Source organism: Pandoraea sp. XY-2 (assembly GCF_004193915.1).
GTDB lineage: Bacteria > Pseudomonadota > Gammaproteobacteria > Burkholderiales > Burkholderiaceae > Pandoraea > Pandoraea cepalis.
On sequence record NZ_CP030849.1, the window covers coordinates 916,076 to 934,492 of the forward strand.

Below are 18,417 nucleotides of genomic sequence, written 5' to 3' on the forward strand. Positions count from 1 at the left end.
CCGGCGCTCGCCGGGGGACCCCCGGCCGCGTGCCGGCGAGTGTCCCCCTAAAGCAAGGAGATTTCATGTTCTCGCGCCGATTCCTGGCTCTGTGGCTCGTCGTGGCGTTGCTCCTGGCAACGTTGGCGGGCGTGCTGTTCGACGGTTGGCATCCGCTCTGGCCGTTGCCGTTCGCGGCGCTGGTGGCGCTCGGCGTGTGGGATATCGTGCAGCAGCGTCACGCCGTGCTGCGCAACTACCCGCTGTGGGGACACTTCCGGTTTCTGTTCGAGTTCATCCGCCCCGAAATTCGCCAGTATTTCGTGGAAGACGATACGTCAGAGACACCCTTCTCGCGTGCCCAGCGCAGCATTGTCTATCAGCGCGCCAAGGGCGATGTCGACAGCCGGCCGTTCGGCACCGAGATCGATGTCAAGGCGACGGGCTATGAATGGATTGCTCACTCGCTCGCGCCGACTGTCCTGAAGGATCACGACTTTCGCATCACCATTGGCGCGGATCGTGCACAGCCGTATTCGGCGTCGATCTTCAATATCTCCGCCATGAGTTTCGGTGCCCTGTCGGCCAACGCCATCCGTGCACTCAATCGCGGTGCGAAGCTCGGCAACTTCATTCATGACACCGGCGAGGGTTCCATCTCGCCGCATCACCGGGAGCAGGGCGGCGACCTGATCTGGGAAGTGGCCTCGGGCTACTTCGGATGCCGCAACGACGACGGCACCTTCAACGCCGAGAAATTCGCGGCGCAGGCGACCACGCCTCAGGTGAAGATGATCGAGGTGAAGCTCTCGCAAGGCGCAAAGCCGGGACACGGCGGCGTGCTGCCCGCGGCCAAGATCACGCCGGAGATTGCCGCCACGCGCGGCGTGCCGATGGGGCAGGACTGTATTTCGCCGTCGCGTCACAGTGAGTTCTCGACGCCGCTTGGGTTGCTGCAATTCGTCGAGCGTCTGCGCACGCTCTCGGGAGGCAAGCCGACCGGGTTCAAGCTGTGCATCGGCCATCCATGGGAATTTTTCAGCATTGTGAAGGCGATGCTCGAGAGCGGCATCCTGCCCGACTTCATCGTCGTGGACGGCTCGGAAGGCGGCACGGGCGCCGCGCCGCTCGAGTTCACCGATCACGTGGGTGCGCCGCTGCAGGAAGGACTTCTGCTCGTGCACAACACGCTCGTGGGGGCCGGGTTGCGCGAGAAGATCCGCATCGGTGCATCGGGCAAGATCGTTACGGCATTCGACATCGCCCGCACGCTGGCGATCGGCGCTGACTGGTGCAATTCCGCGCGCGGCTTCATGTTCGCGATCGGCTGTATTCAATCGCAGAAATGTCACACCGACCGCTGCCCGACGGGCGTCGCAACGCAGGATGCGTTGCGTCAGCGCGCCTTGGTGGTGCCGGACAAGGCGCAGCGCGTGCACCAGTTCCACGCGCATACGTTGCATGCGTTGCAGGAGTTGATTCAGGCGGCGGGGTTGTCGCATCCGTCCGACCTGCGAGCGCATCACATCGTCGAGCGTGTGTCGACCAACGAGATTCGCCTGATGTCGGAATCGCTCAAGTACCTTGCGCCGGGCGATCTGCTGCGCGGCCAGTTCCGTTACCAGCTCTACGAAAAATACTGGCCGATGGCGCGCGCCGACAGTTTCTCTCCGGCTGAGGTCACCTGACCGAACGGCGCAAGCCCAGGCAAGAGGCTTCCACCACAACCCGACGTGATGCTGCGCCGGGTTTTTTTACGTTTCCCGACAGTTTTCTTCCCAAATACGATAACGCCGAGGTCAGGCATCGCACATTAAGGTCTCCACCGGATGATGCTCGCGGGCGGACTCGCCTATGGTGTGGCCTTCGACTTTGTCATCCCGGCGACCGCCCGTCGTCAGAGGAGGAGCCTATGAGTACGGTGCGATTTCTGATCAGCCACCACGACATCAAACTGAATGTGAACGGTCTCGTACACACGCTGCCGGCCGGCGGCATGACCGCCACCCATTCGGATGCGACGATCGATGCCCCAGGGCCGGTGATGTCACACGATTTTCACGCCTGCGACCTGCAGGCGCTGTACCCCGATGTCGTCGATCTGCTCGACCGCCGTCCGCTCGGCGTTTTTCATCGACAGGCGGCACGCACGCTGATTCTCGAGCCCAGCATGGTCGACGTGGCCATGACGTTGCAAAACGTCGACCGCATGGCGATGCTGCGTTTCTTCTACGTCTATTGCCTGTGTCGCGATCAGCGGTACTTCTCGGCCATGTTGCGTCAGACGATCGCGGGCAGCCATTCGCTGTTCGATTTCGTCGAAGCCAATTTTCACCGGCCGTGGCCGGTCGGGCGGCTCGCCGAAGAGTTTGGCATGCCGCTGCGCAAGTTTCGCTACCTGTTCCAGCAAACGTATGGCATGCCCGCGAAGCAGTGGCTGCTGGAGCGACGCCTTCGGCTGGCGCGCGATCTGCTGCTGTCCACGCGTCACAAAGTACTCGACATCGCGCTTGAGTGCGGCTTCACCAACCATGCGCACTTCACCGACACGTTCCGCAAGCGCTTCGATTGCGCGCCGACGGAAATCCGGCTGGGCACGCCGCCGCAGCGCGGCGGCGGCCGTGTCGCCATGCCGCAAGCGGATGCCTATGCCGCCATGCGCGCCGATCTGGTCGCGGGGCACGGTGCCCTCACCGACAGGGGCGTGCAATGAACGTCGAGGAAATCCATCGCGGCATGTCCGAAGGGGTGCGGAGCCTGTCGGACCAAGCGACGCAGGCCGTGCGCGCAGGGAAAGCCGACGACCCTCGGGATATGCTCGATGTCCAGTTCAAGTTGCAGCAGTTCTCGACAATGGTCGGGCTGCATAGCGCAACGCTCAAGCTCATCAAGGACACGCTGATGGGCATCATCGCCAAGATCGCATGACGTGCGCAGACCCTGTGTTGCACAACGCCGCCGATTCATGGCTGGACGCGTCGATCCGGCAAATCGTCGTCGAACTGGCGCTGGCGGGTGCACATCACGGCATGCACTCGCAAGCCCGCGTGATCCTGCATGCCTTGCCGTCGCTCGTGACGGATCGTGAGACGCGTCAATGGCTGCACTCGGCGCTTCTCATCGCGCTCGGCGATACGCGCGCGGCGCGCGCCCACCTCGCCAAGATCGTGGCGGCCGGGCATGACGCCAACCCGACGGGCGACGTGCTTGCCCGCTGGCTTGACGCGATGGACGCCAGCCAGTCCGCCAACGCGATGTCGCCGACGTTGCCCGCGTTGTCCTCTTCGTCCTCTTCGTCCTCTTCGTCCTCTTCGTCCTCCTCTCCTCCTCCCGTTCCCTCGTCATGACCACTTCTCAGATCCCTGCGGTACTTGCGCACGCGTCTGCCATTGCAACGCCAGCGAACGCCGCGCTCGTACCGGTCAACGCCAGCGAGCACGACGCCGTTCATTTCGGTCAGGCCCTCGCGAGCGCGCCGTCGCTGCCGGAGCATCATCTGCTCAGCGCAGCGGGCAAGCTCGCGGGCAACACCGAACGCCTGGCCGAGCGGGTAGCGATCGACGAGCGCACGCTGGACGATCCGGCCCGCATGCTCGCGATGCAACGAGTCCTGACCGAGCGCGTGCTGGCACTGGAGTTCGTGGCGAAGGTCGCGGGCGCCGCCACGCAAGGGGTGAACAAGCTGGTGCATATGCAATGACGCGCGGCCGTCGCATCGTCGACGTCCTGGCGAGATCGGCGAGACGCACTCCGTCCGTGGCACAAATCCGTTGGCGCGGCCGATGGCTGCTGGGCAGCCTGCTCGTGATCTCGCTCGCCGGGTGCAAGGTCGAACTGCATCGCTCGCTGAGCGAGACCGAGGCCAACCAGATGTTGGCGCTATTGCTGGTGTCCGGGCTGCAGGCCGACAAGCGCGCCGACACCGCGGGCATGACGGTTCGCATCGAGCGCAGCGATTTCGTGCGCGGTGTCGAGGTGCTGCGCCAGCACGGCTTGCCGCGCCAGAAGCGCGCGTCCGTCGAGGATGTCTTTCCACCAGGACAACTCGTCAGTTCGCCTGTGCAGGAGCAGGCGAAGCTGATCTATCTCAAGGAGCAGCGACTCGAGCGCATGCTCGCGTCGCTCGACGGTGTGATGGTGGCCGAAGTCTCGATCGCGCAGGTGCCGACGGATTCCGCAGGGCGCACGACCTTGCCGCCCGGCGTGGCCGTCTTCGTGAAGTACAGCCCCGAGATCAATATGACGCAGCGTATGACGGATATTCGCAGCCTGGTTCACGACAGCGTGCCGGGGGTGACGCCCGAGCGCATCAGCATCGTGTTGCAGCCCGCCGATTATCGCTTGCCTCGTGCGTCCGTCGACGCGTCGACAGGTGCGCCCGCGGGCCCGTTGACGGATCGCGGACGCGGGCTGCCGACGGTGGCGTGGGGCATGGTCGTGGCCGCGTGCATCGGGGTGGCCGCTGCCGCGGTAGTGGCGTGGCGTCGGCGCGCATCATGGGTGCCGCGTTTGCGCGCCCGCGTATCGAAGGCATCGTGACGCCCGCGTACTCCGGCGGCGCTACCCAACTTGCACGCCTGATCTGGCAGCCCGGCATGCAAATGGACGTCGGTTGGTGGCACGTGTTCGATATGTTGCCTTGGCGAGAAACCTACCAGCGACACGCCGCGTGCCGCGCGTCCATCGACGGTCTGGTCATCGCCCGGCGCGGCTGGCCGGGCGCGGCGGCGGGCGATTGCGCACCCCCGCTAGGCAACACGGCGCAAGCGATGCTGAGGCGGTTGCCGAACCTGCGACGTCTGTCGTTGGCCCACGGCTTGCGCGCGATGGGATGTGCGGACTATCTCCTGCTCGGCACGTACCGCCGTGCGTTGTCGTCGTGGCTCGACGCCTGGCAGTGCGACCGTTTGCTGCTTACGCGTCTGGATTGGCCTGCCAGACCCACCCTGTCGCCCGAGCAGGTCGTTCCTGCGGCGCTGGCGGCCACCGGCGCGTGCCTGGATGGCGCGTCTGAGCTGCCGTGCGTCGACGTGGCGACGGTGAACAAGGCCGCCAGACTGTTGCTTCCCCGCCGGCCGACATTGAACCGTTTGCGGCGGGTGAGCGCTCGACGAACGAGGACATCTGGCTGCGGTTTGCAGCGCTGGAGAAGATGCTATGTATGTCGTCGACTTCGCCTTGACGGCCATCGAAGCGATGGATGGCCCCGCGCCTGCGGGGCCGGTGATTTCCCGCCAGGCACTCGAGGGGCTGCGCGAACAGGCAAGTCTGCGGGCTCGCTGGATGGCGCAGGCAAAGACCGAGCGTGACGCCGCGCTGGCTGACCGCGAGCAGGCACGTATCGATGCGCAGGCGCTGCGCGACGCGTGGCGGGACGCGGCGCGCGAGCAGGCCCGACAGGAGGCGGCGGCGCTTGCGGAAGCGGCCCGCCGTGACGCCGTGGCGCAGGCCGTTGCATGGCTGGTCGACGAGGCGTCGCTCGAGCGCGACATCGCTCGCTCGCTGGAGCGTCGCGTGACAGACGCCCTGAGCGCCGCGCTGTCGAATTTCGTCTCCCCGCTCGATGTCGGTGAGCGCTTCGCGCAACGCGTCGCACTCGCTTTACCCGCGCTGGTGCGCGAGGGAGCGCTCGTGCTGCGAGTGCCGCCCGCCCTTCGCGACGGCGTGGCCGATGCCTTGCGAGCGGCCGATATTGTGCTGGCCTGCACGGCGGATGCCACGCTGGTTGGCCGGCAGGCCCGCATCGAAAGCGAATGGGTGACGGTGTGCCTGGATCTCGACGCGGATCTCGCGGCAGTCCTCGAGCGCCTGAACGCGAGTCCCGATCTGGAGATCGCTGATGGTTGAGCGCTTGCCATCGTCCGGTCCATCGGCGGGTCGGGCACCCCAGGAAAACAAGGCCGTTGAGCGCCGTGTGGCGGACGAATGGCTGCCGCTGGATGGTGAGGCAAGCGCGGCGCGAGGGTTGCCTGCCGACATGCCGGGACATATCGCGCTTATCGAAGCGACCATCTCACAGAACGAAGAGGCGGCGGTCGCCGAATCTCAAGAGAATCTCAGCTTCGCCCTCGGGGTGCGATTCCGCAGGACGAGCGATCGCGATGTGCGCGACGACAAGCAGCGTGCGCGCGCCTTGTTCGAGCAGCAGATGCATCGGTTTGCGCGCGTGAACGCGGCGCAATTCGAGCGACTGCGAGGGCAGTTGCGCGATCTTCCGTTCGTTCCCGACCCCCATCAACTGATTCGCCAGGCCCACCTGTCGGCCGGGCATGCGGCATTGGTCGTTGCGGCCTGGTTGGCCGAAGGCGGGCTGGACAGCGCAACGCGCAGCCGCTTGCGCCGGACGCTGGACGAACTGACGTCGTCCGAGACGTGGGCGATCGAGGCCTTCGCGGCGCTGGAATGCGGTAGCGGGCAAAACCCAGGCATGGCGCTGTTGCAACAACTCAAGTCGCTGTTCCGTCAGTCACAAGGATCGCAGCGCTCGTTGACGCAATGGTTCGACGAATGCCGGCGCTTTGCGCAGCGTCGTGCGCGGTTGCGCGCGCTGATGCAGGCGCTGGGGTTGGAATTGGGCGCGCGAGAGGCCGGTGCGGAACTCCCGCGTCTGGCCGCCGTCATCGACGATCTTCGTCGTGTAGTGCTGTTTCTCACGCTGGAGTCGGCGTGCGAGCAGGCGGCGCAAACATTGCGCGCCGCAGGCGCTCGCGCGTTCGAGACGGACACGATGATCTCGGAGATGCTCACGTTACTGGATCAGCCGTGGGTGGGCGTGGAATGGCTTGCGCAACGCGCGGCCTATCTAGGCATGGTGACGATCGACGCGCGCTACGCGTTTGCGCGCGAATTGACTCGGCTGGTGCAGTCGGCACATGACGGTTGCTTTCGCGACGAGACACAACGCGAGACGCTCGGCGAAGCACTGGATGGCTGGCGCGCGGAGATCGCCCACGAGGGAGAGGTGACCGGGGGGTAGTGGGGAAGTGGGGAAGTGGGAACGCGAGGATCGGGGGATGGACTGGCGCACAACGGATGCGCCAAAGGGTGCCGGCTGCGCTCAGGCGCGCAGGTGCTCCCGGCAGAGCTTGATACGGTCATAGAAATCGGTGAGCGCTTGCGCGAACGGCTCGGGCTCAGCGGCGGCTTCGTCCGTCACCTGCGCGTGAAGAATCAGACGACGGTCGCGTTCGCGCAACTGCACGTGCCCGGTGACGGCCCATTCGGCCGGCTCAATGAGAAATTGCAGAAGCCGCTCACTGTTGGCACGATGCAGACGCGCGGCTTCGTCGGTGGCCACGACGGCGTGAATACTGCACGCCTGGTTTTTCAAGGTTTCCACGATGATGCTGGGCGAGGCGGTAAACGTCAGCTCGATGGGCGAGTGATTGTCGACGGCATCAATCTTGCCCGGGTCGCAGCCGATCAACTTCAGCGCTTCGACGAGAGTTTTCGCTAGGTCGTAACTTGGCATGATATGCGTGGAGAGTGGAAGAAATCGACGACGCGCCCCGTGCCAGCGTCCTGCGACAACGCGGTGACGAAAACCGCTCGCGCGGGGCGCGCGATGCCGAAGGTTCCCACGATTGGGTCGCGCAGACTTTGGTCGCGCGAGCTGGGTTGTCGCTTCTGCGCACACGCGAGCATCGGTCGACGCCCACCGTCGCTCCCGTCGTCATGACGATGACCCGTAAGACGTGGCGTACCGCCGCGCGACGCCCTCGAGAATCACCTCGGCGGCGCGCACCGCTTGCATCTGTGATTGCGCAAGCGCGTGCTGTGCGGGCGCAAGCGGCGCGTGCAGCGCCTGTTGCAGCGTCTGGCGCGCGACATCGAGCTGTGTGCCGATGTCGCGCGCGACAGCCTCGGGCGCGGCGGCGAGGCGGTCTTCAAGCTGGGTCAGGCGAATCGTCATGCAGCGTCTCCGGAGACAGGGGTAAGTAGAAAAGCCGGTCATGCGAGCCGATCGACACGCCGCCCGTATGAATCGCGATTACGCGTGTGCCGCCGGGCAGGCGCGCCCCTTGCGCCAGACGCGTGCCGTCGGCGAGGGTGATCTGCGGCGCGTTGGGCGAACCGCCTATGCTCACGAGCGGCGCGGAAAAGCCCGTTTCAGCCAGCGTCGGGATCTGGGGCGGCAGCGGCTCGATGCGCACCGGCATCGCGTTGTCACCGGTGTTCCATGTGTCGACGATGCCCTTCAACGACGCCTGGCGTCCCACGGTCAGTGCCCCGGTAAGCCGCCATCCATTGCGGTCGCGGGCGATATCGATGCCGCGCAACTGGCCGGCGTCGCGTAGCGTCTTCAACAGCCGCTCGAAGCTGTTGGCCGTGCCTTCTGCCACGCGCCAGCCATGCGGCAGCGCCAATGCATCGAGCGCGTTGGCGGCTGACCGCCAGCGGGCGTCGGCGACCGTCGGCGCACCGATGAGCACTTCGCCGTCCGGCGTGACGCTCACCTGTGCGGTACCGAAGCCGTGCAACCGTAGCAACGTGCGCACCGTCTGTATGGAATTCGCGGGGCACCAGGTCTCGTCGCTCAACGCTTTGCCCAGCCAACGCGCCTCGGCGCGCAGTCGTGCAAGCGCGTCGTCGTCGATGCAGCCGCCGGACAGACGTACCCCATTGTCGCTGTGATCCAGCACGACGCCGGGCGCGACGCGTGCCGCGAGCGCTTTGAGCGCGTCGGGCGGTGGCGGCGCGGCGATGACGTTGGCGGTGCCCGTGCGCCAGATCGCGACGCCCGCCGCCGCGATCAGTAACGATAGTCCCGTGACGGCGATCCAGGCGGTCGGGGCGCGAGCGCGCCGCGCAGGGGCTTCGGCCGCTTGGGGGGCTTCGGGCGCGAGGGTCATGCGAGGCGATGCCGCGTGCTCGGGACGCCGCTCCGGACGTTTTGGCATGGGCACGGGCGCGCTTTCGCTACCGTCGCCAAGCCAGATGCCGAGGCCAGCAAGATCGATCGCGGTATGCAGCGGGAGCCTGAGCGTGTCGGCCGCGCGATCATCCGACGCGGCGACGGGCATGCCGTCGACCCAGACCGGCGCCGGCGTGAGCAGCCGAACGCCATCGTCGTCGACGCCCAGCGCGATCTGTGCGCCATGTTCGAGCGTCATCGCGATATCGGAATCACTGTCGCCGATCGTGAGTGTGCCCGGCGGTAGCGGCATGGGTCGTCCGGCGAGGGGGCCGTCGAGCAGCGTGAGCGTGAGCATGCTCATGCGCTCGGCAGGTCGGCCGCCGGCTCGGCCTTGATCAGAAACAGACGCATGACACTGTCGCTCCGGTTGCTCGTCGAACTGAACAGACGGCCGATGAGCGGCAGATCCCCCAGCAGGGGAATCTTGCGCTCCTGCTCGTGCTGCGCGTCTTGCACGAAGCCGCCGAGCAGCAGGCTTTGTCCCGCCTGGAGCGTGGCATGCGTCGAAATCGAGGAGTTGCGGATCGTCGGGACCTCGTTGCGGCTGTTGCGTTCGCTGCGCACTTCGCCGCCGTCTTCGATATTGAGGGTGAGCATCACCTGCTCGCGACCATCGCCTTCCTGGGGAACGAGTCGCGGCGTGACACGCAATAGCGATCCCGACGTCACGCTCTCCAGTTTGGCGACCTTCTCGCCTGAGACCTTGGTATAGAACGTCACGCTGCGATCGAGCACGGCCTGCATATTGTCGAGCGTGACGATGGATGGGCGGGATAGTACGCGCGCCTTGGAGTTTCGCTCCAGCGCGCTCAAATTGACCATGAACTTGTTGGTGTCGCCGACCAAAGTCGTGAACGTACCGGTGTCCCCATTCTGTGTCTGCGAGTTCAGCGACACGGCGCCAAAGCCGCCCAGCCGGGCGCTGCCGGAGAAGTCGACGCCAAGTTCGGCGATGTCGCTGGCGTTGACGTCGATGATCGCCACCGAGATGTCGACCAGGCGAGGCCGGATGTCGAGTTGCGCGATCAGGTCGCCGTAGATCGGCAGATTGCGTCGCCGCTCACGCACGATGACCGCATTGCGACGCGGATCGGCGGAAAAGCGCGGCGTGCCGGAGCGCGAGCCGGCGGCGACGGGAAGGCGGGCGTCAAGGCCGGCGCCGGCCGACGCGCCCGGCGAGGCAAACGCCGCCGCAGTGGCACCGAGCGGACCGGCGCCGAGAATCAAATCCTTCAGTACGCTGACAACGCCCGGCACGACGACTTCCTGCCCGCGATAAAAGTACCTCGTGTCGTCGGCCGTCGCGAATTTCAGGGGAAATATCTTGATGGTCTCTTCGCTTTCCTGCTGATCGCGGGCGTCGCGTTCGAGGTGGTCTGCGAGCATGGCAACCGTCTCGATGCAGGCGGGAACGCCGGCGATTTCAAGGGCGTGGGTGGCCGGAATCGCCCGCGCCACGCAGTGCCGCGGGTGCAGCACACCGGCATTGCGCAGGTGCCCGAGCAAGTCGCTGGGCGAGGCGTAACGCACGGACATGACGCGCCGCGTTGCCTCGCTGGATTTATAGACGTTCAGCGTCTGGCCGTTGAAGTACCACGAAAGCCGATAACGTTCCGATAGGGCATCGAGGGTCGCCTGAGCGGCACCCGCAGGTAGCGTGCCGATGAAGCGATCGGCGACGTGCGGACTCACAACGGTCGGAATGCCGTGGTGCGCCCCGAAGTCGCGCAACAACTCCGCGAGAGGCGTGCCTGCGCTCTGGAAGACGAACGGGCCGCCGCGCCAGACCGGCGTGCCCGGTGAGACCCGGGACGCATGCTCCGTGAGGGGCGCGGCAAACGACGCGGTGGCCAGCGTGACGCACAGGCTCCCGGCAAGCAGGGCGACGGTGCGCGAAGTGAAGGAAGGCGGCATGGTCAGCAGCGGCGCAGCGCGTGAAGACGGCGGCTGGCGTCTGCCGCCCCGGCGGGACGACCGGACGCGTGGGGCGTGAATGATGCAGGTGGCACCGCGTCGGCGCGCGTGCCCTGAGACGTCACCATCATGCAGGCCAGCAGTTGGCGACGAAGCTGCGCTTCCACGCGTGCGGCCGGTTCGCCGGCATCGAAGCGGTGGACCCACCAGAGGACGTCGTTCGCAACGCACAGGCTGTCGTCGCGCAACGCCGGCTGACCGGCCAGCACGAGGCAGAGCCGCAAGAGCCAGCGTGCGAGCGCCGGGTCGTCGTCGAGTGCGGCGGCGAGCGGTTGCGCATGGGGCTGAGCATGGGGATGGACTTGCATATGGGCGTGCGACGGCAGTGTCAGTGCCGTTGCGACGCAGTAGCCGCCGTCGGCTCGACACGTCCAGCCGCGTTGGCCGTCGAGGTCGAGCGCAATGCGCGCACCCTGTACTTCGCGCGGGGTAATCCAGTCGAGCGCGGCAAGCGCAAATGGCAAACGCATAGGTATCTGAAGGAGGCAGTGCACGGGCACGGGGAACGAAGCGCATGCGACATCGGCGGCATACGCCATCACGGGTCGCCGTCGATCGACACGGCGGCGCACAAGATTCCTCATTATCAAGCGCTGAGGTGCCGGCACAATCCGGCGCAGACCTGAAGTGACGCTCGGGCGCCGCGGTTTGGGGGCTTTCCCACGTCCGGCGTCAGGCGAAGGCACAAGATTCGCGCAAGTGGCCCGAAGTCGATAGAAAGTGAACAAAAATCCGTATGAGTGCTTGCGTGAGTGCTTATGACCAACTGTCGAGGAGCTGCGAATGACGGGGTGTATCGGTGTCGTCGTTGTCGAAGACCACGAGTTACTGGCCGACGGACTCTGCTGTCTGATCGAGCACGATCTCGGTTGGCGCGTGCTTGCCCGGGTCGTCAACGGGCTCGATGTCTACCGGGCCTGCGTGGTGCATCGACCGACCCTGATGATGCTGGATCTGGGCCTGCCCGGCATGGACGGCGTGGACGTGATCCGCCAATGCGCCCAGCGCTGGCCCGACCTGCGCATCGTCGTCAACTCGGCCAGCAACGACAGCGAGCGGGCGCGCCAGGCGCTGGAAGCCGGGGCGGCGGCTTACGTCCTCAAAAGCAGCGCCCGCGCGACGTTGATCCACGCGTCGTATCAGGTCATACGTGGCGAGCGTTTCGTCGATCCGGCCGTGTTCGGTGGCATACACGATCCGGCGGGCGCGCGCCACGTGCCCCGCCCATGCGCGTTCGAGATGCCCGAACGGCTGCTGACGCTGCGTGAGCGGCAGGTGCTCAAGCTGGTCGCGGAAGGGCAACGCAATCGCGACATCGCGCAACTGTTGTCGATCAGTGTGAAGACGGTCGAGACCCACCGGCTGAACATGATGCGCAAGCTCGACGCACACAACGTGGCAGATATCGTGAATTGGGCACATCGACTACGCATGATGCTGTGACGATGGCGGCCCCTCGTCGGAACGCCCGCCGCGAAATTCAGGTATGCGCCGGATAGCCCCCTCGGCCGTGGATGCGCGACCATGCCCGCTGCCGCTACCTGAGCGCCCTCCGAGCCGCGCGTGCGCCGCCAGCACGTTCCCAACGCAAGATCGCCGATGGACACCCAGACTCAACGCAAGCTCGAGCAGCTCTTCGAATTGCTGGCGCTACCGCCGCAACGTGTGGCCCCTCGCATGCGCGTGGTGCTCGCACCCTGCGTGCTGATGATCGAGGTCGATGCGCAGGGCGTGACGTTGGTGTTGACGCTGATCGATCGCGCCGCCCGCGCGCAGCGGTGGCTGCCCATGTTGCTGCAAACCTGCGCGCCGGAGTGGAGTCTCGGCATTCCCGTGCGGGCATGTGTGGCGCAGGGGCGCCCGATGTTGATCGCCACGCCGCCGGCGAGCGGCAACTCACAGGCCGTCGAATGGTTTGATTGCCTCGGCCGCATGCGGCGCCTGTTGGCGCGGATCGATGCCCGGCAGCAGCAGGAGATTTGCCCGTGACGCGCCTGCTGCCCTGGCTTCGCGTCGCTGCCGGCCGGCAGGACATCGTGCTGGCCGCGCTGCTGCTCGTCACGGTGCTGATGATCATCATCCCGATGCCGCCGTCGGTGATGGATCTGCTCATCGCGCTCAATCTGGGCCTGTCGCTGTTGCTGCTGATGGTGGCGCTCTATATCAACGAGCCGCTCGATTTCTCGGCGTTCCCGTCCGTACTGCTGATGACCACGCTGTTTCGGCTGGGGCTCACGATCAGCACCAGCCGCCTGATTTTGCTGCGCGCCGACGCGGGCGACATCGTCTACACGTTCGGCGATTTCGCCGCAGGCGGGAACATTGTCGTCGGCATGATCGTGTTTCTGATTATCACTGTCGTCAACTTCATCGTCATCACGAAAGGCTCGGAGCGCGTGGCCGAAGTCGGCGCCCGGTTTTCGCTCGATGGCATGCCCGGCAAGCAGATGAGCATCGACGGCGATTTGCGTGCGGGCACGATCGACGCCGCCGAGGCCAAGCGCCTGCGCCGCGTCGTGCAGAAGGAGAGCCAGTTCTACGGCGCGATGGATGGCGCGATGAAGTTCGTCAAGGGGGATGCCATCGCCGGGCTCGTCATCATCGTGGTGAACTTGCTGGGCGGCATCGGGGTGGGCGTTTTCATGCGCGGCATGAGTGCGGGCGATGCGGCGGCGATCTACGCGATTCTCTCCATCGGCGACGGGCTGGTGTCGCAGATTCCGGCGCTGCTCATTTCCGTGACGGCGGGCATCATCGTGACGCGGGTGCCTGGCGAGCAACGTCGCAACCTGGCGCGCGAACTCACCGATCAGCTTGCCGCACAGCCGCGCTCGCTGACGTTGGCGGCCGTGGTGCTCGTGCTCTTCGGTCTGATCCCCGGCTTCCCGATGCACTATTTCCTCCTGCTCGCGGCGCTGGCGGGGACCGCCGCGTGGTGGGTGAAACGCAGAGAGGGCGAGGGCCAAGGGGACAAGGACGGCGCGCAGGGCGAAGCCGGCGGCGCGCAAGCGAAACCGGGACGCCCGGGCGCGCAGCCGCTGCAGGCGCGGGTGGGGGCCGCGTTGGCCGAGGCAGCGGGCGGCACTGCGGTGCTCGCCGCGCGCATCGATGCCCTGCGTGATCAGAAGTTCGAGCAGTTCGGCGTGCCAATGCCCGAGGTGCAGGTGGTCGTCGACGCCGGCCTGCCGGGCGAGACGCTGGATATTCAGCTCTATCACGAGAGCGTGATGACGATTGATATGGCCCCTGACGCCGCATTGGCGCAGCACGACGCGGCGCATCCGATCCCCGCGCTGCGCAGCCTTGACGCCGGTGCGCCGCGCGAGATGCCGTTGCCGTTCGGCGGGCAGATCCTTTTTTGGCTGGACGATGCGCAACGCCAGGCGTGGCAGACGCGAGGCGGCACTGTGATCGTGGGCGCGGATCGTGTGGCGCACTGCGTGTCGCTGGTCATCGACGCGCATGCCGCCGACTTCCTCGGTGTGCAGGAAGCGCGTTTCCTGATGGATGCGATGGAGGATCGCTACGGCGAACTCGTCAAGGAGCTGCAACGCCAATTGCCGATCAGCCGGACGGCGGAGGTGCTGCAGCGACTGGTCGCCGAGGGCGTGTCGATTCGTGACCTGCGGCGCGTGTTCGAGGCCCTGATCGAATGGGCCCCGCGCGAGCGCGATCAGATCATGTTGACCGAGTACGTGCGGCTCAGTCTGCGACGTCACATCACCCGGCGCTTTCGACGGGGCGCCGAACATATCACCGGATGGAACGTGGGCCGCGGCATCGAGGACACCGTGCGGGCCGCCGTGCGGCAGACGGCGTCGGGGTCCTATGCCGATCTGAATCCCGCGCAGACCGACGCGATTCTGAACGCCATCGATGGCGCACTAACCACGCATGACGGCACGCCAGCGGTACTGTTCACCGCCATGGACGTTCGACGCTTTCTGCGCAAGCTCGTCGAGCGCGAACGCGCCGATCTGGCGGTGTTGTCGTTTCAGGAAGTGGCCGACGAGCCGCATGTGCGGGTGCTGGGCACGATCGACGTGCAGGGAACCTACTGAGATGCGTCGCCCGGACGCCGCACGCATCGCCCATGGGCTTCGTCGAACGCTCGACGCGCGGCGCGAGGCGTGTGACGAGTGGCGGCGGATGTCCGGCGGTGAAGCGCGCTACGGGCGTATCGACAAGATCACCCCGAATGCGATGCGTGCCCGATTGCCGGGCGCGGCGCTCGGTGAGCAATGCCGCGTGGTCTCGCCGTCGCTCGACGCCGAGGTGATTGCGGTCGAGGGGCGGCATGTCTGGCTGGCGCCGTATGCCGAGCCGAACGGCGTGGCCAATGGCGCGCTGGTGCAGGCGCTGGGAACGTCGTCGCGCGTGGCCGTCGGCGATCACCTGATCGGCGCGGTGCTCGATGGCCTCGGGCGGCCGTTGGCCTCCGCGACGGCGGCCGACGAGGCGCCGAGGTCCGGCGTGGCATGGCGTTCACTCGACACAGCGCCGCCGCCCGCGATGACGCGCGCGCTCGTGTCCACATGCCTGCCCATCGGCATTCGCGCGATCGACGGCATGCTCACCTGCGGTCGCGGCCAGCGACTCGGCATCTTTGCGGCGGCGGGGGGCGGCAAGAGCACGCTGCTGGCGATGATGTGCCAGGGTGCGCAGGCCGATGTGATCGTCGTGGCGCTGATCGGCGAGCGCGGGCGTGAGGTGCGCGAATTTCTCGAGACGGCCCTCACCCCCGAGGCGCGTGCACGGACTGTCTGCGTCGTCGCGACATCCGATCGTCCCGCGCTTGAACGGATGAAGGCAGCCTACACCGCGACGGCCATTGCGGAGGCGTTTCGCGACGACGGCAAAGACGTGCTGTTGCTCATGGATTCCCTGACGCGCTTCGGGCGCGCCGTGCGCGATATCGGGATGGCGGCGGGAGAGCCGCTTGGGGCGACGAGCGGGTTGCCACCGAGCTTCTATGCGCGTCTGCCCCGGTTGCTGGAGCGCGCGGGGACCGGCGTGCGGGGCAGCATCACCGCGTTTTATACGGTGCTCGTGGAAGGCGACAACCTGGATGAGCCGCTCGCCGACGAGGTGCGTTCGATCGTCGACGGTCACATCGTGCTGTCGCGGCGTCTCGCGCAGGAAAATCACTATCCCGCCATCGACGTCGCGAGGAGCCTCTCGCGGGTGATGGCGGCGGTGACCGACGCGCCGCATGTCGATGCGGCGGCGCGTGTCAGGCGCGCGATGGCGCTGGCGGCGCAGGTCGAGTTGCTGGTACGCGTTGGCGAATATCAGCCGGGCAACGATCCGGAGACCGACGACGCGCTCGCGCGCGCGCCGGACATCCGTGCCTTTCTTTGTCAGGCGCAGCACGACGTGGCGCCATTCGACGACACGCGCGCATGGCTCGAACATCTCGCGAACTGAAGGACGACGAGGGCCTGGCGGCGTTGGCGGCCCTCGCCCGGCGCCGCGAAGCCAGCCTGCGTGCCGCACTGGCCCGCATGACGGCCGCGGCGCGCGACGCCAACGAGGCGGTCGTTGCGTGCGAGCGCGCGTGCGACGCGCAACGTCGCGCGTGGCAGGACGCATTGTCGCGCGGCGGAGTCTACGGGCCCCGCGAGGCCGCGGGCGCGCCGGGTGCGGTGGAAGTGCAGCGAGCCGCCCTTGACGAGGCGCGGAACCGGCACAGCGCCGCACTCGCGCACGCGAAGCTTGTCGACGCCGAAGTGCGTCACCAACGCGAGCGCCTGCAGGCGAATGCACGCAAGCAGGAAAAACTGCGGGAGTTGCTGACGTTTTACCGCCGGTGAATGGGCAATGGACCGCCGAAGACGGAACAGTCTCACGCCATGACCCGGCGCCGAAGGGATTGCGCACCTATGCCGAACGAAACGCGCTCACCACCATTGCCATCAAAAGGACTTCACGATGCGTACCATTCACCGAAGCGGCCCGTCGGCCGATGCGTTCGTCAGCTTGTCCGAGCGTTCGTCGTCGCAGCGGCGCGGCACGGCAACGCCCGATGGCAGGCCAAGCGGCGACCGTCACGAACGGACCTTCACCCTGGCATGCGAGCCGGCCGCGTGCGTGTCCGGACCCGCCGATGTGCTGCGTTGGTTGCGTGTCTGGCACGTGCGTCAGGATGCCAACTGGGACGGCGGCAGTTCGTTGCGCATGTTGGTGCATGGTGGTGCGCTCGATGCATTGGTCGTCGAAGCCCGCCGCGGACGGCAGGGCGTGACGGTGAGTCTGCTCTGCGTGCGGCTCACGATGTACCGGCGGTTGCTGGCGCATCGAGGGCGGCTCGAGCGCGCCCTGACGTCGCGCCTGAAGGTGTCCGTCACGATCGAAGTCGAGGCTCGATATGTCCCCTGAGTCGGACGTCGAGTTAATCGCGGCGTCGACGCCGGGGCCGTTGGATGAGGCGCTCATGGGCGTGGCCTGCGTGGCTTTTGTCGAAGGCGATACCGAAGTCCGTGTCGGCTGGCTACGTGCGGGAGGGGAAGGTCTTATCGTAACGGCACGCGTCGACGAAGGCGTTGTCGGCCAGACGCGCTTCTGGTGCGACGCGCTGCAGTGGTGCGACTGGCTCGCGCCGAACCTGCCGGTCCCGTCGTGGGACGCGCTGCCGCCCGCGTGGCGGGCCAGCGCGGCATCGCTCACGCTGGCGACGGGCGACGTGAGCGCCGATATGCCGCTCGACGCGGCGGTCGGTGCGGCCGACGCCACCCGCGATACCCGGTCGTGGCCGCGCGCGACTGCCCTCGCGTCCGCGGATGTGGAGACAGCGTGGCGTGTGGGCGTGGTGTTGCAGCGAGAGGGACGTCGGTTGGCGTTGATGTATCTCGACGGCGCGACATCGTGGCTGCGTGAGCGCTGCCGACGGGCGACGCCAGGCGACACCGCGCTCGATCCGTCGGGATTGCCGACGCGTCGATGTGCGCTGGTGGCGGGGTGGGCGACCTTGCCCAGCGCGCAATGCGAGCGTGTGCAGGTGGGAGACGCCGTACTCCTCGACGTGGCGGCTCACATCGCAGGCGGTGAGTATTGGCTTGTGGACGGCGACCGCGCCATGGCCATGCGTGACGGCCGGCCGTTGGATCGGCGCGTCCTGCAACTCGACGACACGAACGCGAGCCCCCCGACGACACGCTGTCGACGGCCGCCGGGGCGCGCCGGGAAGCAGCCACCGTGCGTTTGTCTGCCCTCGTCGCAGAAAGGCACTTTCCCATTCCGTTGCTGACGGCCTGGCGTTCAGGCAACGACGCGATTGCCCAAAGCGACGCAATCGCCTGCCCGCTGTCGGTCGATCGAATGACGCTCCTGCGTGACGACTCACCGTGGGCCGCCGGGCATTTGCTGCGTTTCGACGACGGACGACTCGCGGTGTGCATCGACAGCATGATCGGTGCATCCGTCGAGAACGCGTCGGTCGACGTCGCGCTCACCGAGCACGACACGCCCGGTGAGCGCGATTCTCCCGGCGATATTTCGGGTCGTGACCGGATGGGCGTGCATCCGGAGACGACCTAATCTCTCGGATA

21 protein-coding genes and 1 pseudogene are annotated in these 18,417 nt (G+C 66.7%); 17 read left to right on the forward strand and 5 right to left on the reverse strand.

The features are described from left to right. Positions 1-65 precede the first annotated feature (65 nt). From DRB87_RS04185 to DRB87_RS04225, 9 genes and pseudogenes are all read left to right on the forward strand, one after another. On the forward strand, positions 66-1,667 hold the full coding sequence (locus DRB87_RS04185) for an FMN-binding glutamate synthase family protein (RefSeq protein WP_130024976.1): 1,602 nt from the start codon (positions 66-68) through the stop codon (positions 1,665-1,667). Between the two features lie 224 nt (positions 1,668-1,891). Next, a complete protein-coding gene (locus tag DRB87_RS04190) occupies positions 1,892-2,692 on the forward strand; it encodes a helix-turn-helix transcriptional regulator (RefSeq protein ID WP_240756173.1) in 801 nt (266 codons plus the stop codon). Next, entirely contained in the window at positions 2,689-2,907 is a 219-nt protein-coding gene (gene sctF, locus DRB87_RS04195; RefSeq protein WP_130024977.1) for a type III secretion system needle filament subunit SctF, read from the forward strand. Before DRB87_RS04190 ends, sctF begins: the two co-directional genes overlap by 4 nt. Continuing rightward, positions 2,904-3,326 (forward strand): DUF1039 domain-containing protein, encoded by a 423-nt coding sequence (locus DRB87_RS04200; RefSeq protein WP_130024978.1) that lies wholly within the window; start codon positions 2,904-2,906, stop codon positions 3,324-3,326. Before sctF ends, DRB87_RS04200 begins: the two co-directional genes overlap by 4 nt. Then, positions 3,323-3,679 (forward strand): type III secretion system inner rod subunit SctI, encoded by a 357-nt coding sequence (gene sctI, locus DRB87_RS04205; RefSeq protein WP_130024979.1) that lies wholly within the window; start codon positions 3,323-3,325, stop codon positions 3,677-3,679. Before DRB87_RS04200 ends, sctI begins: the two co-directional genes overlap by 4 nt. A 56-nt stretch (positions 3,680-3,735) precedes the next feature. Then, the gene (gene sctJ / locus DRB87_RS04210) at positions 3,736-4,518 is read left to right on the forward strand and encodes a type III secretion system inner membrane ring lipoprotein SctJ (protein WP_206100067.1); all 783 of its coding nucleotides are present in this window, start codon (positions 3,736-3,738) and stop codon (positions 4,516-4,518) included. After that, a pseudogene (locus DRB87_RS24120) lies at positions 4,476-4,949 on the forward strand (type III secretion system domain-containing protein); the annotation flags it as partial. The gene sctJ and the pseudogene DRB87_RS24120, both read left to right, overlap by 43 nt. A 187-nt stretch (positions 4,950-5,136) precedes the next feature. Further along, the gene (locus tag DRB87_RS04220) at positions 5,137-5,826 is read left to right on the forward strand and encodes a hypothetical protein (RefSeq protein WP_240756174.1); all 690 of its coding nucleotides are present in this window, start codon (positions 5,137-5,139) and stop codon (positions 5,824-5,826) included. After that, positions 5,819-6,955 (forward strand): TyeA family type III secretion system gatekeeper subunit, encoded by a 1,137-nt coding sequence (locus DRB87_RS04225; RefSeq protein WP_130024983.1) that lies wholly within the window; start codon positions 5,819-5,821, stop codon positions 6,953-6,955. The genes DRB87_RS04220 and DRB87_RS04225 overlap by 8 nt, the downstream gene beginning before the upstream one ends. Before the next feature lie 81 nt (positions 6,956-7,036). Here the strand turns inward: DRB87_RS04225 and DRB87_RS04230 are convergent, their stop codons facing one another. From DRB87_RS04230 to DRB87_RS04250, 5 genes are all read right to left on the reverse strand, one after another. After that, a complete protein-coding gene (locus tag DRB87_RS04230; protein WP_130024984.1) occupies positions 7,037-7,450 on the reverse strand; it encodes a hypothetical protein in 414 nt (137 codons plus the stop codon). Between the two features lie 201 nt (positions 7,451-7,651). After that, entirely contained in the window at positions 7,652-7,891 is a 240-nt protein-coding gene (locus tag DRB87_RS04235; RefSeq protein ID WP_165385232.1) for an EscE/YscE/SsaE family type III secretion system needle protein co-chaperone, read from the reverse strand. After that, on the reverse strand, positions 7,866-9,197 hold the full coding sequence (sctD, locus tag DRB87_RS04240; protein WP_130024986.1) for a type III secretion system inner membrane ring subunit SctD: 1,332 nt from the start codon (positions 9,195-9,197) through the stop codon (positions 7,866-7,868). Before sctD ends, DRB87_RS04235 begins: the two co-directional genes overlap by 26 nt. Continuing rightward, positions 9,194-10,810 (reverse strand): EscC/YscC/HrcC family type III secretion system outer membrane ring protein, encoded by a 1,617-nt coding sequence (locus DRB87_RS04245; protein WP_130024987.1) that lies wholly within the window; start codon positions 10,808-10,810, stop codon positions 9,194-9,196. The genes sctD and DRB87_RS04245 overlap by 4 nt, the downstream gene beginning before the upstream one ends. Before the next feature lie 2 nt (positions 10,811-10,812). After that, on the reverse strand, positions 10,813-11,340 hold the full coding sequence (locus DRB87_RS04250; RefSeq protein WP_130024988.1) for a hypothetical protein: 528 nt from the start codon (positions 11,338-11,340) through the stop codon (positions 10,813-10,815). A gap of 313 nt (positions 11,341-11,653) precedes the next feature. On the opposite strand from DRB87_RS04250, the gene DRB87_RS04255 reads away from it, so the two are divergent. The 8 genes from DRB87_RS04255 to DRB87_RS04290 all read left to right on the forward strand — a co-directional run bounded on the left by DRB87_RS04255 (position 11,654) and on the right by DRB87_RS04290 (position 18,406). Further along, positions 11,654-12,313, forward strand: a complete 660-nt coding sequence (locus tag DRB87_RS04255) for a two component system response regulator (protein WP_130024989.1) — start codon at positions 11,654-11,656, stop codon at positions 12,311-12,313. 156 nt (positions 12,314-12,469) lie between these two features. Then, a complete protein-coding gene (locus DRB87_RS04260) occupies positions 12,470-12,859 on the forward strand; it encodes a hypothetical protein (protein WP_130024990.1) in 390 nt (129 codons plus the stop codon). After that, positions 12,856-14,931, forward strand: coding sequence for a type III secretion system export apparatus subunit SctV (sctV, locus tag DRB87_RS04265; RefSeq protein WP_130024991.1), 2,076 nt, complete (start codon positions 12,856-12,858; stop codon positions 14,929-14,931). The genes DRB87_RS04260 and sctV overlap by 4 nt, the downstream gene beginning before the upstream one ends. A 1-nt stretch (position 14,932) precedes the next feature. After that, a complete protein-coding gene (locus tag DRB87_RS04270; protein ID WP_130024992.1) occupies positions 14,933-16,297 on the forward strand; it encodes a FliI/YscN family ATPase in 1,365 nt (454 codons plus the stop codon). Continuing rightward, a complete protein-coding gene (locus DRB87_RS04275; protein ID WP_130024993.1) occupies positions 16,273-16,683 on the forward strand; it encodes a hypothetical protein in 411 nt (136 codons plus the stop codon). Before DRB87_RS04270 ends, DRB87_RS04275 begins: the two co-directional genes overlap by 25 nt. Positions 16,684-16,801: 118 nt before the next feature. Further along, entirely contained in the window at positions 16,802-17,248 is a 447-nt protein-coding gene (locus DRB87_RS04280; protein WP_130024994.1) for a hypothetical protein, read from the forward strand. Continuing rightward, positions 17,238-18,116: a hypothetical protein gene (locus DRB87_RS04285; RefSeq protein WP_130024995.1), complete on the forward strand. Its 879-nt coding sequence runs from the start codon at positions 17,238-17,240 to the stop codon at positions 18,114-18,116. The genes DRB87_RS04280 and DRB87_RS04285 overlap by 11 nt, the downstream gene beginning before the upstream one ends. A gap of 71 nt (positions 18,117-18,187) precedes the next feature. After that, a complete protein-coding gene (locus tag DRB87_RS04290; protein ID WP_130024996.1) occupies positions 18,188-18,406 on the forward strand; it encodes a hypothetical protein in 219 nt (72 codons plus the stop codon). The last annotated feature ends 11 nt before the right edge of the window (positions 18,407-18,417 follow it).

Bases quoted from the DNA above. Each gene is read 5' to 3' on its own strand.
- DRB87_RS04185 (WP_130024976.1), top strand. From the start codon at position 66: ATGTTCTCGCGCCGATTCCTGGCTCTGTGGCTCGTCGTGGCGTTGCTC.
- DRB87_RS04190 (WP_240756173.1), top strand. From the start codon at position 1,892: ATGAGTACGGTGCGATTTCTGATCAGCCACCACGACATCAAACTGAAT.
- sctF (WP_130024977.1), top strand. From the start codon at position 2,689: ATGAACGTCGAGGAAATCCATCGCGGCATGTCCGAAGGGGTGCGGAGC.
- DRB87_RS04200 (WP_130024978.1), top strand. From the start codon at position 2,904: ATGACGTGCGCAGACCCTGTGTTGCACAACGCCGCCGATTCATGGCTG.
- sctI (WP_130024979.1), top strand. From the start codon at position 3,323: ATGACCACTTCTCAGATCCCTGCGGTACTTGCGCACGCGTCTGCCATT.
- DRB87_RS04220 (WP_240756174.1), top strand. From the start codon at position 5,137: ATGTATGTCGTCGACTTCGCCTTGACGGCCATCGAAGCGATGGATGGC.
- DRB87_RS04225 (WP_130024983.1), top strand. From the start codon at position 5,819: ATGGTTGAGCGCTTGCCATCGTCCGGTCCATCGGCGGGTCGGGCACCC.
- DRB87_RS04230 (WP_130024984.1), bottom strand. From the start codon at position 7,450: ATGCCAAGTTACGACCTAGCGAAAACTCTCGTCGAAGCGCTGAAGTTG.
- DRB87_RS04235 (WP_165385232.1), bottom strand. From the start codon at position 7,891: ATGACGATTCGCCTGACCCAGCTTGAAGACCGCCTCGCCGCCGCGCCC.
- sctD (WP_130024986.1), bottom strand. From the start codon at position 9,197: ATGAGCATGCTCACGCTCACGCTGCTCGACGGCCCCCTCGCCGGACGA.
- DRB87_RS04245 (WP_130024987.1), bottom strand. From the start codon at position 10,810: ATGCCGCCTTCCTTCACTTCGCGCACCGTCGCCCTGCTTGCCGGGAGC.
- DRB87_RS04250 (WP_130024988.1), bottom strand. From the start codon at position 11,340: ATGCGTTTGCCATTTGCGCTTGCCGCGCTCGACTGGATTACCCCGCGC.
- DRB87_RS04255 (WP_130024989.1), top strand. From the start codon at position 11,654: ATGACGGGGTGTATCGGTGTCGTCGTTGTCGAAGACCACGAGTTACTG.
- DRB87_RS04260 (WP_130024990.1), top strand. From the start codon at position 12,470: ATGGACACCCAGACTCAACGCAAGCTCGAGCAGCTCTTCGAATTGCTG.
- DRB87_RS04270 (WP_130024992.1), top strand. From the start codon at position 14,933: ATGCGTCGCCCGGACGCCGCACGCATCGCCCATGGGCTTCGTCGAACG.
- DRB87_RS04275 (WP_130024993.1), top strand. From the start codon at position 16,273: ATGGCTCGAACATCTCGCGAACTGAAGGACGACGAGGGCCTGGCGGCG.
- DRB87_RS04280 (WP_130024994.1), top strand. From the start codon at position 16,802: ATGCGTACCATTCACCGAAGCGGCCCGTCGGCCGATGCGTTCGTCAGC.
- DRB87_RS04285 (WP_130024995.1), top strand. From the start codon at position 17,238: ATGTCCCCTGAGTCGGACGTCGAGTTAATCGCGGCGTCGACGCCGGGG.
- DRB87_RS04290 (WP_130024996.1), top strand. From the start codon at position 18,188: ATGACGCTCCTGCGTGACGACTCACCGTGGGCCGCCGGGCATTTGCTG.